Annotated in this window: 20 protein-coding genes; 2 read left to right on the top strand and 18 right to left on the bottom strand. The window is 30.6% G+C overall.

Annotated features, from left to right (window positions below):
* Window positions 1-111: 111 nt before the first annotated feature.
* The 13 genes from C1X07_RS15160 to C1X07_RS15100 all read right to left on the bottom strand — a co-directional run bounded on the left by C1X07_RS15160 (window position 112) and on the right by C1X07_RS15100 (window position 9,680).
* Window positions 112-1,071, bottom strand: a complete 960-nt coding sequence (locus tag C1X07_RS15160; protein ID WP_103070877.1) for a HaeIII family restriction endonuclease — start codon at window positions 1,069-1,071, stop codon at window positions 112-114.
* 3 nt (window positions 1,072-1,074) lie between these two features.
* The gene (locus C1X07_RS15155; protein ID WP_103070876.1) at window positions 1,075-2,118 is read right to left on the bottom strand and encodes a DNA cytosine methyltransferase; all 1,044 of its coding nucleotides are present in this window, start codon (window positions 2,116-2,118) and stop codon (window positions 1,075-1,077) included.
* 6 nt (window positions 2,119-2,124) lie between these two features.
* Complete coding sequence (locus C1X07_RS15150) at window positions 2,125-2,457, bottom strand: helix-turn-helix domain-containing protein (RefSeq protein ID WP_103070875.1); 333 nt, start codon at window positions 2,455-2,457, stop codon at window positions 2,125-2,127.
* Between the two features lie 166 nt (window positions 2,458-2,623).
* Window positions 2,624-3,958 carry a hypothetical protein gene (locus C1X07_RS15145; RefSeq protein ID WP_103070874.1) on the bottom strand — a complete coding sequence of 445 codons (1,335 nt, stop codon included), beginning with the start codon at window positions 3,956-3,958 and terminating at the stop codon, window positions 2,624-2,626.
* 195 nt (window positions 3,959-4,153) lie between these two features.
* Window positions 4,154-4,576: a DUF6463 family protein gene (locus C1X07_RS15140; RefSeq protein ID WP_103070873.1), complete on the bottom strand. Its 423-nt coding sequence runs from the start codon at window positions 4,574-4,576 to the stop codon at window positions 4,154-4,156.
* Between the two features lie 61 nt (window positions 4,577-4,637).
* On the bottom strand, window positions 4,638-5,225 hold the full coding sequence (locus tag C1X07_RS15135) for a Crp/Fnr family transcriptional regulator (RefSeq protein WP_103070872.1): 588 nt from the start codon (window positions 5,223-5,225) through the stop codon (window positions 4,638-4,640).
* A gap of 161 nt (window positions 5,226-5,386) precedes the next feature.
* Window positions 5,387-5,929 carry a dihydrofolate reductase family protein gene (locus C1X07_RS15130; RefSeq protein WP_103070871.1) on the bottom strand — a complete coding sequence of 181 codons (543 nt, stop codon included), beginning with the start codon at window positions 5,927-5,929 and terminating at the stop codon, window positions 5,387-5,389.
* Between the two features lie 75 nt (window positions 5,930-6,004).
* Window positions 6,005-6,424 carry a hypothetical protein gene (locus tag C1X07_RS15125; RefSeq protein WP_103070870.1) on the bottom strand — a complete coding sequence of 140 codons (420 nt, stop codon included), beginning with the start codon at window positions 6,422-6,424 and terminating at the stop codon, window positions 6,005-6,007.
* 173 nt (window positions 6,425-6,597) lie between these two features.
* Window positions 6,598-6,972 (bottom strand): VOC family protein, encoded by a 375-nt coding sequence (locus C1X07_RS15120; RefSeq protein WP_103070869.1) that lies wholly within the window; start codon window positions 6,970-6,972, stop codon window positions 6,598-6,600.
* 74 nt (window positions 6,973-7,046) lie between these two features.
* Window positions 7,047-7,916: a DUF6597 domain-containing transcriptional factor gene (locus tag C1X07_RS15115; protein WP_206604245.1), complete on the bottom strand. Its 870-nt coding sequence runs from the start codon at window positions 7,914-7,916 to the stop codon at window positions 7,047-7,049.
* 25 nt (window positions 7,917-7,941) lie between these two features.
* Entirely contained in the window at window positions 7,942-8,340 is a 399-nt protein-coding gene (locus C1X07_RS15110; RefSeq protein ID WP_103070867.1) for an NUDIX hydrolase, read from the bottom strand.
* 177 nt (window positions 8,341-8,517) lie between these two features.
* Window positions 8,518-9,021 carry a GNAT family N-acetyltransferase gene (locus C1X07_RS15105; protein WP_103070866.1) on the bottom strand — a complete coding sequence of 168 codons (504 nt, stop codon included), beginning with the start codon at window positions 9,019-9,021 and terminating at the stop codon, window positions 8,518-8,520.
* 293 nt (window positions 9,022-9,314) lie between these two features.
* The gene (locus C1X07_RS15100) at window positions 9,315-9,680 is read right to left on the bottom strand and encodes a winged helix-turn-helix transcriptional regulator (protein ID WP_206604244.1); all 366 of its coding nucleotides are present in this window, start codon (window positions 9,678-9,680) and stop codon (window positions 9,315-9,317) included.
* An 88-nt stretch (window positions 9,681-9,768) separates the two neighbouring features.
* On the opposite strand from C1X07_RS15100, the gene C1X07_RS15095 reads away from it, so the two are divergent.
* On the top strand, window positions 9,769-10,569 hold the full coding sequence (locus tag C1X07_RS15095) for a hypothetical protein (RefSeq protein WP_128755289.1): 801 nt from the start codon (window positions 9,769-9,771) through the stop codon (window positions 10,567-10,569).
* A 64-nt stretch (window positions 10,570-10,633) separates the two neighbouring features.
* Window positions 10,634-11,143, top strand: coding sequence for a TlpA family protein disulfide reductase (locus C1X07_RS15090; RefSeq protein ID WP_103070864.1), 510 nt, complete (start codon window positions 10,634-10,636; stop codon window positions 11,141-11,143).
* Window positions 11,144-11,370: 227 nt separating this feature from the next.
* On the opposite strand, the gene C1X07_RS15085 is transcribed toward C1X07_RS15090, so the two are convergent.
* From C1X07_RS15085 to C1X07_RS15065, 5 genes are all read right to left on the bottom strand, one after another.
* Window positions 11,371-12,060, bottom strand: a complete 690-nt coding sequence (locus C1X07_RS15085; protein ID WP_103070863.1) for a TlpA family protein disulfide reductase — start codon at window positions 12,058-12,060, stop codon at window positions 11,371-11,373.
* A 75-nt stretch (window positions 12,061-12,135) separates the two neighbouring features.
* On the bottom strand, window positions 12,136-12,699 hold the full coding sequence (locus C1X07_RS15080; RefSeq protein WP_103070862.1) for a Crp/Fnr family transcriptional regulator: 564 nt from the start codon (window positions 12,697-12,699) through the stop codon (window positions 12,136-12,138).
* 151 nt (window positions 12,700-12,850) lie between these two features.
* Complete coding sequence (locus tag C1X07_RS15075) at window positions 12,851-13,375, bottom strand: DinB family protein (RefSeq protein ID WP_103070861.1); 525 nt, start codon at window positions 13,373-13,375, stop codon at window positions 12,851-12,853.
* Between the two features lie 166 nt (window positions 13,376-13,541).
* Entirely contained in the window at window positions 13,542-15,053 is a 1,512-nt protein-coding gene (locus C1X07_RS15070) for a serine hydrolase (RefSeq protein ID WP_103070860.1), read from the bottom strand.
* Between the two features lie 101 nt (window positions 15,054-15,154).
* Entirely contained in the window at window positions 15,155-15,700 is a 546-nt protein-coding gene (locus C1X07_RS15065; RefSeq protein WP_103070859.1) for a helix-turn-helix domain-containing protein, read from the bottom strand.
* Between the last annotated feature and the right edge of the window lie 35 nt (window positions 15,701-15,735).

The raw sequence follows: 15,735 nt of genomic DNA, 5'->3' as shown, positions 1-15,735 counted from the left end.
TGCAACTATATAAAAATAGTGATATTCTTTATCTTTAGAATAGGTAAGACAAAAAGATTAAGTAGAAAATCTTTGTGTTGGTTTTTTAATGAGCGTATTAACAACTACTTATCAATTTACAAATATGTGATTTGTAAATAAAGTATGTGGGGCACTGACTAAGTTTATATCAAATTTTAAAGATGGCTCCACCCTCGAACTTGCATTATGAATTCTAAAAGATATTTGCCAGCCTTCGTTTAGAGAAACCAAGAGTGTTGTTGTCGAGTTTTCTTGATAAACAATTTCGATTAATCGTGTTGGTAGTTTCAGTTTAGGGATCTTTGCTTTTGGTTTTACTTTTTCAAATGGTAAGTTTAAAGTTCCATGTAAATTATAAGCCTGAATTTCTACTTTCTTGTTACCCTTGATGACCTTATAAAAATCTTGGTTTCCGATTAGGTACTGCACCAGATTTTCGGCTACAGTATTAGGATGTTCTCTACTTAAACGAAGTAGTTCTTTTCTAAATGCATCTAAAATCGGTAAGTACACGACCTGGTGCATATTTTTGATCGAAGTCCATTTGGTTGATTTGTCTTTTGATTTCAAATCAGAAAGCATATCAAATATTGGATTGATTTCATTGAAGTAGTTATCTGAACAAGAAATACCTAACCATTTTTCTCCAAAGTTAATTTTATTGGATAATCTTGAATGTTTTACGGCTCGATGATTATTCTTTGCAGAAATTCCAATCTGCCATTTTTGTGAGGATCGCATCATTAAAACATCTCGCACATCTCCGGTTTGCCCGGCTTGATCACTGGCTAATTCTAATAACAAAACATCGTCCTTATGAATGCTATTTGTTAGTCTTGGCTCAATATCAATAAGAAAATTGAAAGAAGCATTTGCGGTTATCCTAAACGTATCTTGTTCTGATTCGTTAAAGCTATCAAAACATTCTTTTGCGGTTTTATAAGGCTCGTTTTTTGAAATTGAAACGTCTGTAATTGTTTTCAAACATTCATAAAACTCAATAAGCAAAGCATATTCAAAAGCCTTACCATTAATTGTTTGACTAGCCATAAATTATGAAAGTGTATTTACTAACGACAACTTTTTATTGGTGACTTGTTTTGATTTCTTTTCTGCATTCTCGATTTGAGTTTTGATACTTACTGCAATATGTTTTGCAAGATTAACAGGAACGGCATTTCCGATCATTTTGTAACCAGCCGAAACATGATTATAATGAAAGATAAAATCATTTGGGAAAGTTTGAATTCTAGCACATTCCCGAACACTTAACCTACGATACAAATCTTCTTTTCCGGGAACAAAAATACGTATGTTTTGTTCAACGAGTTTCATTTTTGGTGCTTGGGGATGAAGAGGGGCATGTCTCCCACCGGCCTGGATTGTAAACGATTGCTCATCCCAGCCTCTTACTCTATTTCTAGACATAAACATAGAAGAATACCCTCCAATCATATATTCGTGATTGGGTATTTTACAATTCTCTTTATTTGCTTTGTTTCCTTCTTTTGCAGGAACAACAGTATTCTGTAGATCGATTATCTTTTGTCCAAGAGTTACTTTTTCTTTTAACGGTTTCGGAAATTTGAAATTAAAATCAAGGTCTTTGCGAATACCAACAAAGAAAACTCTTTTTCTATCTTGCGGGACATCAAAATCCGAAGCGTTTAACAACTTGAATGATAGTTTGTACCCAGCATTTTTAAACATTTTTTTTATGTTTTTCAGCGCTTCACTATGTCTTTCTAACAACATTCCACTAACGTTTTCGGCAAGAAAGAATTTTGGTTGTTTTGCTTCTAATATTCTGATAAAGTCAAAAAACAGTTGACCTCGCTTGTCATTTATGCCACGCAATGAACCTGCTTCACTCCAGCTTTGACAAGGTGGCCCTCCAATAATTCCATCACATTCGGGGACTTCATCAGATTTGATATCAACAATACTTCGTTTATCTAGTATAGTATTTTTATGATTTTTTTCATAAGTTTCCCAAATATCCTTATCATATTCATTAGCCCAAACAACATTAAAACCTGCTTTTTGAAACCCTAAATCCAACCCGCCGGCTCCTGCAAAAAATGATACTATATTCATATATTTTTATTGTGTTTGAAGTGATTTATTGAGTGCTCTGCGGTATTCTGCTTTTTCTTCGGCAACTTGTAAAAGTTGCTTTGTGCAATTGGTTTCGTATATATGTTTTCCAATTTGGTCAGTCACATACTCATTCCGCAATTCGGTAAGGTTGAGCTTAAATATTTTGGCAAGTTTTGGCAAGCGCTTTTCATCAAAATCCCGTTTTCCATTCTCGATTTTACTCAAATTTGCAGAATCCAAGTTCAGTTTGGCCGCAAGCTGAGTTAACGTCAATTCATTTTCGTTTCTTAAAAGTCGGATGTATTCTCCAAATGTGGTTTTCATAAGACTTGTCATTTTTTGACAAATTTATGTATTTTAATCATAATAGTCAATTCGATCTTTGGGTAATTTTATCTGATTTGTTTTATGGAGTTTTGTGATAAAATATTGGTAAGAACTGAAAATGTTAAGAAACGAGACTACTGGTTATAAAGGGATGTTTTTTGTATTTAATTGGTTGTTATTTAACTTGGATAGTTTCGCTTCTACTTTTTATTAGATCTACATTTTTTTCAAACAATTCCAAAATATATTTGTTTTCGATAACAATATGCATTCCTACTTCACAATGAATTCCTTTATAGCTTAACTCAGGCATTTTTTTAAATTCAGGAATGTTTACTTTGTCGAGGTATGTAAATTGTGTTGGCGTAAAATTGTATGTGCAATAGATTAATTTGTTATCAATAATGATAAATTTTGAATGTAGGTTTTCGTTAACGAAATATTCAGAATTCTTGGTGAGAGCGAATTGGGCATAAAACTGTTGAAAATTACTAGTGTTTGCTGGTCTTCTAAATTTTATATTCTCAAACCTTTTTTCTTCATTGGCTGTTGGAGAAAATGTTTGTGATAAGCAAGTTACTGACAATCCATTATTTGCCATATCAATAATAGCCCCCAAAATACCTCGGCGCTTTTCATTTTTTTTTATTGTAGAATGGTGCGTAGCGTTAAACTGATAGTCAAATGCCGCTAAATGTTGTCCACAAATAATTATTCTTTCTTTTGCTGATACTATTTGTTTAGATAATGAATCACCCAAAATGTTAGCGGAATTATGATAAAAAGGTGCAATAATGAATGAAGAATGTGTGCTTTTATAATCAATAAAATCAAAAGTATTGCAAGAAGTATTATAGGACTTATCATAATCTTTGATATTGATAGAATTACTGATTAAGTCATTATAAAAAGATTTAAACTGATCCTCATAATTAGTCTCATCCTGAATGCAAATCATGGATTCATACTTTACTAAATCTCTGACGGCTAAATTTGAAGAACTGAGGAGTAGTATATACCCAGTTTTTTTCTTGATATAAGCAGATTTTACATGTAACGAATAGGGTAGAGCTCCTCTCGAAAACTTATTTATGTATTTACTTCTTACATATAAATGAGGAAAAAAGTATAGATTAAAATTTGGATACTCTACCGATTTATACATTTCTCCAAAGATTTCTTTGGCCAGAGAATATTTTGTGACCTTTTCTTTTTGTTGTTTTCCTGTAGCAAGGTCTTTTAACAATTGAGGTTTAGAAGAGTCATAACCTTCTAAAGGAATAGTTACAATATTTACCAGAACTCCTTCTTCGGATAGTTTTTTTAGATAATCATGCAGGTGTTTATTGTTATACAAATACCATGATATGTTGATTTCTTCGATCTCATTTTTTTGTTTCTCAATAGTCTCAATAAATTCTTTAAGTAATGAGGGAGAACCACCTTGTTCATAAAAATCAAATTTGTTTACGTAATTATCAGGACCGTCAAAAAAAGCTTCAAAAGCCATGTTGGAGTGATTTTTTTAGGTTGGAATGTTGATAGTTCGGTACCTCACAACAATTTGTGATGATACTTAGCGTATTTAAAAATAAGCTATTTTCAGTTTAATACAGAGTTGATTAATCATATTTTGTCTTTATATATTTTGATTCGTAATCAAAAAGAAGTGTTTTGTATAGAAGATTATGCATATTGTCTTACACTATTGTACTTTTTTTACTTTTAAATAATTACTAACCAACATGTATATCGCCTGAGGTAGCATAAAAAGAGTTATCCCTGAATTAGGAACCATATAGCAACCAAGTAATACTATTATAAAATAACTGATGGTAAAATAATGAGGCAAAACTTGCTTTTGTTTTTCTATAAAGTGCACTAATAAACCTAATGGAATAATGAAAAACCCAAAGTATAAAAACCAAAATGTTGCAAAGCTTTCAAAGTTGGTATTTTGTATCGATGCAGGAAGTTCTTTCATTCCTTCACTAATTTTATAGAAGTAAGATTCTGAAAAATGTAATATTTGTTTTTGGAAACCTCCCGATGATACCGCAAACTGAGTATGCATAATACCGATTATAATAAGTAGGATACCATTTGTAATTTTTTTGACAACTCTCATACTGGATTTGTTTTAGTAAGTATTGACAAAATTACTTGTAATTACAATGCCATTTTTTGATCTAAATCAAATTAACCTTTGTAGCTCTAATTCGGCTTAAAGTTTCTTGAGTGATCCCCAAAAATGAAGCAATATCACCTAAAGGTACAATGAGTTCAATTTTTGGATATTGCTTTATAAGGCTTTGGTAACGTTGCGTAACTGTTCTAAATTGAAGAGAAACAACCCTATGTCTAAATTGAACAATTACTTTGGATAATATAAGTCTAAACAAATGCTCAAAATCATGATGCTGTTGGCATAAGTATTCTACATCATCTTTTTTGGTTTCTAAAAGTATACAATCTTCCATAGTTTCGATATAATGAAGACTGGGTTCATCTGTAAAATAACTGCTGCTAGAGGTAATAAAATCGTTTTGGAATGAAAACCAATCGATAATCCGTTTTTCGTCGTTAAGGTAATACGCTTTTAATGAACCTTCTAAAATGTAATATAATTTATGTTGATGTTGCCCTATTTTAGCCAATCGCGTACCTCTTTTATATTTAGAAATGGTAAATTTAGTGCTCCAATCCGTAAGAGTATTGTCTTCTAATTCGCAATAATTTATTGCTATTTGGTCTTTGATTTTATTTAAGCTATTCAATCAATTATTAATTTTTTAAAGCATTACAGCGAGTTTTTACATGGTATAGATCGATAGAGGATAAAGTTAGTAAATAGAAAACGAATCAAAAGAAAACCTATAGACTTTTCGAATGCATTAAGAACTAATAATTGGTTACGTTGATCTTTAGTATTTTGTTTTTACGCTCTTTTTCTACGATAATGACTTTGGACTAGTTGATTAATGTATACCTCAGAAGAGATTAGTTCAAAATCAAGTTTATCATTTAACACATTAAATAGAGGAACTCCCTCTCCAAGGATAATAGGAATGGTTGTAATTATTAAGTCATCAATTACATCTTCTTTTAGAAAACTTTGTACTGTTGTTCCACCATCTATATACAAATTATAATATCCTTTCTCATTTATTTTATTAATTATTTCTTTTATGCTTCCTTTTACCAAATAAGCTTTGTCTTTATAATCTTTCAGAATTTGTTTTAAAGAGTTACTTAAAACGAATACAGGGATTTTATAAGGCCAATCAATATCGAACCCACAAACAGTCTCAAAAGTTTTTCGTCCCATAATTATAGCATCAATTTTTGTAATAAACTTATTGAATCCTAAATCCGATTTATCTGGGTTCGGTATATCATTGAGCCAATCAATTTTTCCATTTTTATCAGCTATAAATCCATCTAAGCTCGTGGCGATAAAGACACTATTTCTTTTTTTCATGTTTCTATTTTTCAATGACAGTTTAACTACATACCAATGTTTAATGTGTAACGTGTTTTTACTATAGTTTTGTATTCAGTTATCTCTTTTCTTTACTTCAATTCCTAGTGCAGTCAGAATGGAGGTGTCAAATTCTTTGATTTTGGTATTGTATTTTTTCCTTAGATATGCTAGCAATTTTTTTCTAATCTGTTCTTTTTCATTATCAAATTCATTTTCGGTTACTGTTAAGAGATCTTGTATCGATTTGATGTTCTCTATTTCTCCTCCTTGGTATTCTTGTTCAAAATGTTCTTCGATACCCAAAATAACTTCCAAAAGGAGGTATGTCTCGTTTAGATCCTCCATCAATTTATTCATATGAGCAGAAGCATAATCAAAATTACTCTTGCATTTGTCGCATTTTGCCTCATAATTTAATAGCAAAACGATTTTATATTTACCTTTATAATCACAGGATTTGCACGTGATAGGTATTGGATTTTTAAATTTCATTTGCAAGGAAATAATGCTGAATATATAACTTGGAGTAAAGCAAAATAATTACTTATAGCAATATACAAAATAGAAAAGGAAACGGTTCGAGTGTATACTAGAACCGTCTTTGCTATGCTTTGTTATGAGTGTAGTTTTTACATTTCTTTGAGTAAAACAATATTATTGTAAAGTTACTGTCTTGAATGTAGACCTATAGTATTGCCTTCTGTATCGGATAAGATAGAAATAAAACCAAATTCTCCGATAGACATTTTTGATTTTATTATTTTTCCACCTGCTTTTTCAACTCTGGTTTCTTCGGTTACACAATCTTCAGACGAAAAGTAAACTATTGTGTTATTTTCATTGGCAATATAATCGTCTTTTTCTACTAAAGCTCCGGTTGCATTTACTCCTTCGTTTTCAAAAGGAAAGGTAGATTGTTTTCCCCATTCTATAGGTAAATCAACTAGCTTTACATTAAAAACTGTTTCGTAAAATTTTTTTGCACGCTCTAGGTTTGCCACATGGATATCAAACCAACAAACAGGATTTTCATTTTTCATTTTTACTATGTTTTTAAGTTTGATTGCAAAATTGAGAATTGCTTATATCTTAAAATTGTAAAAATGGGACAGACTTATTTTTTAGTATCAAATATCAATGACATTTTTAAATGATCACCATAAAACTCTTTGGGTGTAAGTCCAGTAAATTCTTTGAAATCCTTTATGAAATGTGCCTGATCGAAATATTCATTTTCATGGGCTAGATCAGTCAATTTGGAAACATCCTTAGTTAATAAAGTCTTCAGCGTTGTTTGTAGTCTTACGATTTTTGAAAGCTGTTTAGGGCTTAGACCAATAGTAGAAGAGAATTTACGTGCTAGGAACCTGCGATTTAACTCAGTTTGTTTAGAAAGTTCATTAATAGAAAGCTGTCCATTTGCAGTTGTAATTGTTTCAATAGTAGATTGGACAATTTTATCTATGAGCTTATCGTCTGTCAGTCGGTTAATTAAGAAGGATTGAATAAGATCAATTCGCTCCATATTGGTATTAGCATTTATAATTTTTTGTTCGATTTCTAATCCACTTTCTCCAAACAATTTTTCTAAAGTTACAGCGGTATTTTCCATTTCTTTTATTGGGATAGTAGTAAATGGTAAAAACCCATTAGGATGGAAGCGAACAAAAAAAATACCTGTTTCTCCTGTTGGTTCTACTACGTAAGGTTTTGTCAATTGACCAATTAAAAAAGATCTTGGCAATAAAATACTACTATCACTTTTTGGGTAATGTCTATACAAATCGCCATAGTGAAAAATCAGTTTCATAGTTCCATCAGGAACAATAGTATTTTTTTGCGGTGTTTCGTCTTTAGAGCCTTCCAATGTCCAATAACACTTTACAAAATCTTCTAGGTCACTATTTGGCGCAAATATTTTTTGATTCACTAGATATAATTTATATGGTGGCACATGGCAAGCAATATAGATAGCTTCTCTCAAGCATTTAATCCCATATGATATTGTATTATTCTAATTGACCTTTTTCTTTAAAGAATTTGAATATCTTTTTGTCTACTTCGGATATAATATCTAAATCGTTATAATTTAGCCATTTTATTTTTTCAATTTCACTTGCAGGTCTTAAAATTCCATCATATTCGGCTTTGTAGCAAGTCATTTTTACTAAAACTCCTTCTTTTGCTCCATCCGATTGTGCCTTGAAGGTTCCAATATATTCAATAGTATTTTTTACAATGTGTACGTCTAATTCTTCTAATATTTCTCGTATTAGAGCTTGCTCATCAGTTTCACCAAATTCTCTTTTGCCACCAGGTATATAGTATTTGGTTTTTCCTTTGGATTTTGTGCTTAGAATTTGCCCGTTTTTTGTTTCAATAAAGGCTATTTTATCAACTTCTTTCATTTTTTGAGGGGTTATGTCAAATGTACTACAATTATATAAAGATGTAGTAGAAGAGGTTCGTATTGCCAAACTATTAGCTTTAATCCATATTGGATACTAACTTTTTTGAGTTATGCTCTTTGTAAATTGCAAAGACCTTTTGAAGTACAATCTATTATTGTGGAGTTATAATTAGATTCATGTTGTTGATAAGACTTTTTCCATTTTATAATCTTTTACTGAATGTCCATTCGGGAATGAATTCATCATTGATTCAATTATTTTAAATCCGTTTTTTAGGTAAATGTCTATTGTATTTTGATTTTGTTGATTAACAATAAGCTCTATTTTTTCAATTCCCTGATTCATTGCAAGGTTGTTAACATATTCCAATGCTGTTTTTCCGATTTTCAGTCCTCGAAATGATTTTAGAATATAAAGTTTACTTAAAATTAGTTTGTTATCTAGTTTTTGAACTCCCAAATAGCCAACATTTTTATCATCGAATTTTAAAAGGAAGTAGCTAAAATTTTCATTATTAATTTGGTTTCTTATTGCATTTTCTGATTGAAACTTTTTTAAAAAATAACGAGTATGTTCTGCAGGAATAATAGGATCATACACCTCGTGTAAAATTTCTTCGGCTAGTTCTTCGATGATTTTAAATTCAGTTTTTTTTTCGGCTTTTTTAACTTCAATCATCGTTTTTCAAGATTACGGTTACTATGTTTTATAGAGTTTGTTATGTTGTTGTAATAATTGTTTTTATTATGCAATGCTAAAAATAATTATTCTTTTAACACTTGTAATACTACTTTCTACTAAAAAAAATCAGTATTATATTCAAATTTCAAGGTTTGTATACGATATGTTTCATAGTTTATTCTATGTTACAAATACTTAATCTAGCAAATACAAACCGAATAGAATTTCTGAAGAAAAAATCTGTTTATAGAGTTGTATGAGCAATTAATTTTATACAACGTTTGAGTGGTCTAGACTTCTTCTAACCTAGTTATATCTCTTACTTGACTTCCCCATTTACACAATTTATCTAAAACAGGTACTAGTTGTTTGCCAGCGTCTGATAAATAGTATTCTACGTGCGGAGGAACCGTTTTAAAATCTTTTCGAATGATTAAACCATCAGTTTCCATATCCCGAAGTCTTTGAGTCAACATTTTTTCAGAGATTCCAGGAATACTTTTTTTTAATTGACCATAACGAATTACTCCTCTATTAAGGTTCCAAAGAATATTTACTTTCCATCTTCCTGTAATAAGTTCAACGGCATAAGAAAGCCCACATGACATTTCTAGAATTTTTTGATTCTCAAAGTTTGTTGATGTTTTTTTTCTCATAGCACGAACTTATTTGTATGTACATAACTTTTGTTAATGTGTGTAAACTTAAAATATATTTGTGAAATAAACACATAAAAAAAACAAAATGATGAATTTAGAAAAAATGAGAATAGTGACTGCTATATTAGTCTTGTGTATTGGATTCTCTACATTGGCTTTTGATAACAACAATTCTAAAGCTATAACAAACAAGGATAACGATATAGAAGACAAAGTTAGAGAAGCTAATATACTTTTTAAAGCAGGAAAAGTAATTGAAATTGCTTATGCTACTGTTGAAGGAGGTAAGAATGCCCAATTGAATAAAGAATACTTTTCAAAAATATTACCTATAGCGGCAAAATATGAAGGGAAAATGCTTGGAAGTTTACAAGTAACAGCCGTAGTTGATGGAGAGGTAGTTCCTCAAATGATCGCTATTTTTGAATGGCCAAACATTGAAGCAAGAGATAAGTTACTAGCTGATAAAAAGGCTCAAAAACTATTTCCAACAAGAGATGCAATTTTAACATCTATTAAATTGGCATATTTCACAGTAGATGAAGATGTATCGGTTACTTTTAGAGAAGATAAAACATATGAGTTTTTTAATGCTTGGTTAACACCAGAGGCAGAGAAATTATTACCAAAATATTTTCAAAAGTCAGAAAATGTAAAAAAGAAATATGGTCCACCATCTTTTGTAGCAAGCCTTAAGCCTTTAAAGGGGTTACCAGGGGCAGATTATCTTTTACAACCACATATGGCGGGTATAGTAGAGTGGAATAATACAAATGCTTATTATGGATTGATTGCAGATCCAGAATTTAAAAAAGTAGCTCCGTTATTAATGAAATCCTTATCCAGAATTGATGGAATACATGCCAAATTTAATTTTCCTCAATAAAAGCGCGAAAGAGGATTGATTATGCTATATATCAATCCTTTTTTTTAAATAAAAATAAGTAAAAATGAAGAATTATATAACAATTACATTACTAGTAATAGTAGCAGTACTATTAACTGCTTTTTATACAACTGAAGAAGAAATAACTACTGAAATTCCATCGGTAACAATTAAAACATTGGAGGGAAAATCAATTAACTCAAAGGCACTTGTTAATAGAGGAGAACCAACATTGCTTGTGTTTTGGGCAACTTGTTGTGCTCCATGTAGAAAAGAATTATCGACAATTTCTAAAGTTTATGCACAATGGAAAAATGAAACTGGAATTAATGTTGTGGGTGTTTCAGTAGATTTACCTAAATATGCCGGTGGTGTAGCTTCTTTTGTTGCTACTAATAATTGGGATTTTGATATTTATTTGGATGTCGAAAGAAACTTAATGCATAAAATGAAGGCTATGAGCACACCTCATTCTTTTCTAATCAATAAAGAAGGTAAAATAGTTTGGGATAAGCAAGGTTTTATATCTGGTGATGAAAAGAATATTATCAAAAAGATAAAAGAATTAATGTAGTTTGTTTCAAAATGAAGAGAGTATACTATTCGGATTACTTGCAAGGTCTTTTGTAAAGCGCGTTTGTTTTTTTTAAAGGGCATTTACATAGGGTAAATTGTTGTAATACGCTCTACCTTTTAGATCTATAGAAGGATAAGTAAATTTGATTCCGATTCTCATACTCAATTCATTTGTGTTGTTCATTTTGTAGTATTTAAGAGATTTATAGTTTTTTCTAGACTATGTTACATCGAATCAACTTCTTTATGCTGTCTGATTAGTTGAGGTAGACTTATAATAAATTCGTACAAGGCTCTAATGCCACCAATCATTAAAGTTCTTATTGCGGTAGGTAACGATGGTTTTACAACGGGATAATAATCTTGAGTTTCAATATGGTTTGTGTCAATTTTTAATAGTACTTTTTTTAAGGCGTCTATATTTGTCCAATTTGCTCTAAACTTTATAATACTATCTGTGCCGATAACATATGTCATGTTGGGCATTGCCCCATACAATTGATGAGCGGTTCCCTCCAAATCATCTACCAAAATTGTTCTTTTTTCATTGTGTAGTTTAAGTGAAGATTTAGCATTTGATATTTTTTCATCTAAAGAGGTTATCCTATTAATTTTTCCTCCTGGGTGTGCTTCTCTAACATATAAAAGTAAAAAATGGATGTTGGGGTATTGCTCTTGTAGTGAAATCATATGCGTTTTTGAATTTGCATACATAGGGCATGTAATACTTCCTGTATCCAAAACTATAGGCTTGTCTAAATAATTGGATAAAGAAACGATTCTTCCATCCAAAGTTCTTGCCTCAAAGTCTATGTACTTTTCACCAGCTTTTGGACCTTTAAAATTTGTAAAATCATAATCGGTGGCTTTAAAATGTCTGTAATTGTAATCTGTAGAACTTTTTTTTGATTTCATAATCTTGCAGTGTTTGAATTGATAGCAAAATTAGATTTGTGATTCCTTACTTCTTTTAACAAATGATAAAAAAGACTATTTTATCGCCCGTATTCTACTCAAAGAAACCTGTGTAATCCCTATATATTTAGATAAATCTCCTAGATTAATTCGTTGTGCTAGGCTAGGATGATTTCTCAAAAAATTCTCATATCTTTTTTTTGCATCTTCTTCCAACATTTCTTTAATTCTTGCCATCATATTGAGGTTGGCAATGGTCAAAAATTTTCTGTAAAATGTTTCTAAAGAGTGATGTTTTAAACAGAGGTTTTCGAATTTGGAGAATGGTATTACATATAGTTCAGTATCTTCTATTGCAATGATTTCATATCTGGAATGTTTATCCAGATTACAGCTTTCGATGTCTGTAAACAAAATGTTTTCTTCAAAAAAGCGCATTATGAATTCGTTTCCATTAGAGTTGAATTGCATTTTTACAATTCCTTTTTTAATAAAAAATAATTCCCTACAATAGGTGTTTGAAGAAATAAGAAAATCTCCTTTTGAAACCGTTTTAAGTTTTGTTATTTCAGACAATTCTTCTTTTGCTTTTCTGTCAAGAGTGCTTAATTGAGTGATAAAGGTTATTAACTGTTTCATTTTTAGATATGATGCAGAATTACTATAGTGAGTAAGGTTTGTACCTCGGGGTTATGCAATGTATAAATTATTTTGTACCGATTTTATTAACCAGGTACACTTATGTTTTTAGCGATTTGATCTTTTGATTTTGCGATTCTATAAGAACATCTCATTTTTTACTTTTTTTCCACCAACCATTCCGTTTACGAATGTAAATGATTTGTCCTGTATGATAGGCATTGTGTGCTGTCATATTTACAATTTCTGTACTCCATTCGGTTAACTGTTTATCTGTAGCATTTTCGGTTAATCGTTCCCATTCGGTTTGAATACTGGCCAATTTATTTACAAGACTTTTCCATTCATCATTGGTGTATTTTTTAAAGGTCGTTTCGTTGTTTACCTCAAAGCCGGACATGTCTTCTCCTTTAAAAGCCCTTAAGTTCATTTCGTTCCAAAAAGTCAAATGTGATACCAATTCTCCGATTGAGTGGTTTTCTGTATCATCTTTCCAATTTGATTGTTCAGCCGAGAGTCCTTTTATTGCATTTTTTGTTGGAACAAACCAATTTTGATCTGTATGCGTGTTTTTCAATTGTTCAACTAGCAATGATTTTAATTCGATATTATTCTTTTTTTCAGAACAGCTCACTAGGAAAACAACCAGTCCGATTATTGCTAAATTCCATTTCATTTTTCGATTTGTTTATTAGTTCTATACAACGCTAAATATATGTATTATAGCAGGTTTTAAGTGTTGTTTTTCAATTTATAATAAATATAGCAGAAAAGGCTAAACGCTAGTTTTAGCTCTTAACTGCTATATTTTTTATAGTTATCGCGTACCGTGTTTTTTGTAACTATTCCAGATTTCTGCGTATGATTTCTTTTCCAATCTCCCCAAAATATTCGTATATGATTTTTTGCCATAAAACCATTCCATTCTCTGAATTTGCAAATAATACTAATCCGTTTTTCGAGTTTTTAAAGATGATGGCAATTGTTTTTGTGCCATAATCTCCACCTGTGTGCATAAATGCAGTTTCATTATTTGGTAGGTTAGTTAGCATTTGCATTCCTAAACTCCAATCAATTCCCTTTTTTTCATGGGCTTGAACTTTTAAAAACTCAGTATAATGTTTTTCTGATAAACCAGCTCCATTTAACACATATACCAAAAATTTGGAGTAATCTTCTGCTGTCGTCATTAAGTTAGCAGCCGCATTTGCATCTGTGTACTTTTTGTAGCTTATCGGAATACCTTTTTCATTGTGCTCAACTGCATATGAACTTTCGTCTATTTTGTCTGTCCAATAAAAACTTGTATTATTCATTTCAAGTGGATTAAAAAGTTTTTCTTGTGCGATTACCTCTAAAGGGCATTTCATTTTTTTTTCAATTGCTTTTCTCAAATACTCAAAACCTTCTCCAGAATATTGCCATTTTGTTCCTGGTTCAAATTGAAAAGATAACTTATTGTTGTCTGTTAAATATCGCCAATTAGGAAAACCGGATTGATGAGATAAAATATGTCTTGTAGTTAGTTTATTTAAGTATTTACTATGCTTTATATCTTCATCTACGAAATATTTTGAAACAGGCTCATCCAAACTCCAATTACCTTCGTCAATGAGTTTTAGTGCAACAAACGCTACAATTGGTTTTGTTAATGATGCCACTTTATAGATACTATTATTTGAAATAGGTTCATTTGACTTTTTGTTACCAAATGTTCTAATTTGTTGAAGATTACCATTTTTAATCAATCCTATTGCTATGGATGGGATTTTATGCTTTTTGAGTAATTTCTCTATTTCTGTATCATTGTCAAATAGTTTGTAAATGTAATTTGCATTAAATTTTGCTCCATAATCTTTTGCAGGAGGTCTATGGTCATAACTCAAGATTCGTTTTGCTTTCCATTTTTTATTTTCTAAAAACCAAGTGGTTATGAATTTGGCTTGTTCGGTAGCATAAAGTTTTTTGTTTGGTTCTTTGATATAAAAAACATGACTACCTGTTTGTATTGCACCATATATTTCTCCATTATTTTTTAAAGGAAATACTTTTAATGTTTCTGTTACTAATTTTCTAATGGGTTTGAAATTGGGGTTAGAACAAATACTATTGGTAAACGATATATAGAACTGTTCTAAATTTTGAGTGCCATTTTGGTCATGAAAAAACTCTAAATCCTTATGAAGTACTTTTTTTAAAGCAGCATAATTACATTTGTTAAATCCTTCATCGAAAACAAGACTGTCTGCTTTTTTGAGCTCGATAAATAAGTTTGAACTATTTGCGACTTGAGCAATACTGTTTTTTACGGTTAGAATTAATACGATTGCAAGAATTAATTTGTACGATTTCATTTTAAATTTTGATTGATATTTGAAATTGTAAATCTCTTAACAACAATTAAAATAATAACAAAAATTCACAGGACAATTATATGACAATTACCTGACAGGCTTTATATGAGGTTGAAATTCAGTTTTATATATAATTTTTTGTTTTTGTCCAATTCAATAGTATTTCTGATAATTATGTAAATATTTATGACAACCGCAGCAATTAATAGAAGTAAGATTAGTTGTCTGGTAATTCCAAACCATCTACTTATAAAAGGGCTTAAAAGGATACATACCACTGCAATAATTGTGTAGAGTATCTGAATTGAAACAATTTGTTTTGTTACTTCATTTACTTGATTTTTATGTTTCATAATCAACCAAGGAAGCAGTATGTTGATTGGTGGGAGAATTACACCAAAAATAGAAGAAAGATTAATATGTTTAGTAAGTTGATAATTTATGGTTTCTATTTCTGATGCAGATTTATTTTCTTTTAAATCATCTTCTGTAACTCTCAAAGCCATTGCTAAAACTTTTAAAGTATGTCCTTTGGGTTCTATACCTTTTTCAATTCGCTGAATCGTTCTGGTAGAAATACCAGCTTTTTCTGCCAATTCCTCTTGAGTGAGGTTTTGTTTTTCTCGATATTTTAGAAGTTTACTCAATTCTCTAATGTTTCTTTCGTATGGTACACAACGTC

Origin of the sequence: Aquimarina sediminis (assembly GCF_002895435.1) — a bacterium.
Classification (GTDB): Bacteria; Bacteroidota; Bacteroidia; order Flavobacteriales; family Flavobacteriaceae; genus Aquimarina; species Aquimarina sediminis.
This window is presented reverse-complemented; position numbering and strand designations above follow the sequence as displayed.

Coding starts and splice junctions, on each gene's coding strand:
- C1X07_RS15085 (WP_103070863.1), bottom strand. CDS start 12,060: ATGAAATCAAAAAAAAGTTCTACAGATTACAATTACAGACATTTTAAA.
- C1X07_RS15120 (WP_103070869.1), bottom strand. CDS start 6,972: ATGAAAAATGAAAATCCTGTTTGTTGGTTTGATATCCATGTGGCAAAC.
- C1X07_RS15105 (WP_103070866.1), bottom strand. CDS start 9,021: ATGATTGAAGTTAAAAAAGCCGAAAAAAAAACTGAATTTAAAATCATC.
- C1X07_RS15140 (WP_103070873.1), bottom strand. CDS start 4,576: ATGAGAGTTGTCAAAAAAATTACAAATGGTATCCTACTTATTATAATC.
- C1X07_RS15095 (WP_128755289.1), top strand. CDS start 9,769: ATGATGAATTTAGAAAAAATGAGAATAGTGACTGCTATATTAGTCTTG.
- C1X07_RS15125 (WP_103070870.1), bottom strand. CDS start 6,424: ATGAAATTTAAAAATCCAATACCTATCACGTGCAAATCCTGTGATTAT.
- C1X07_RS15145 (WP_103070874.1), bottom strand. CDS start 3,958: ATGGCTTTTGAAGCTTTTTTTGACGGTCCTGATAATTACGTAAACAAA.
- C1X07_RS15080 (WP_103070862.1), bottom strand. CDS start 12,699: ATGAAACAGTTAATAACCTTTATCACTCAATTAAGCACTCTTGACAGA.
- C1X07_RS15075 (WP_103070861.1), bottom strand. CDS start 13,375: ATGAAATGGAATTTAGCAATAATCGGACTGGTTGTTTTCCTAGTGAGC.
- C1X07_RS15070 (WP_103070860.1), bottom strand. CDS start 15,053: ATGAAATCGTACAAATTAATTCTTGCAATCGTATTAATTCTAACCGTA.
- C1X07_RS15130 (WP_103070871.1), bottom strand. CDS start 5,929: ATGAAAAAAAGAAATAGTGTCTTTATCGCCACGAGCTTAGATGGATTT.
- C1X07_RS15110 (WP_103070867.1), bottom strand. CDS start 8,340: ATGAAAGAAGTTGATAAAATAGCCTTTATTGAAACAAAAAACGGGCAA.
- C1X07_RS15160 (WP_103070877.1), bottom strand. CDS start 1,071: ATGGCTAGTCAAACAATTAATGGTAAGGCTTTTGAATATGCTTTGCTT.
- C1X07_RS15155 (WP_103070876.1), bottom strand. CDS start 2,118: ATGAATATAGTATCATTTTTTGCAGGAGCCGGCGGGTTGGATTTAGGG.
- C1X07_RS15090 (WP_103070864.1), top strand. CDS start 10,634: ATGAAGAATTATATAACAATTACATTACTAGTAATAGTAGCAGTACTA.
- C1X07_RS15150 (WP_103070875.1), bottom strand. CDS start 2,457: ATGACAAGTCTTATGAAAACCACATTTGGAGAATACATCCGACTTTTA.
- C1X07_RS15100 (WP_206604244.1), bottom strand. CDS start 9,680: ATGAGAAAAAAAACATCAACAAACTTTGAGAATCAAAAAATTCTAGAA.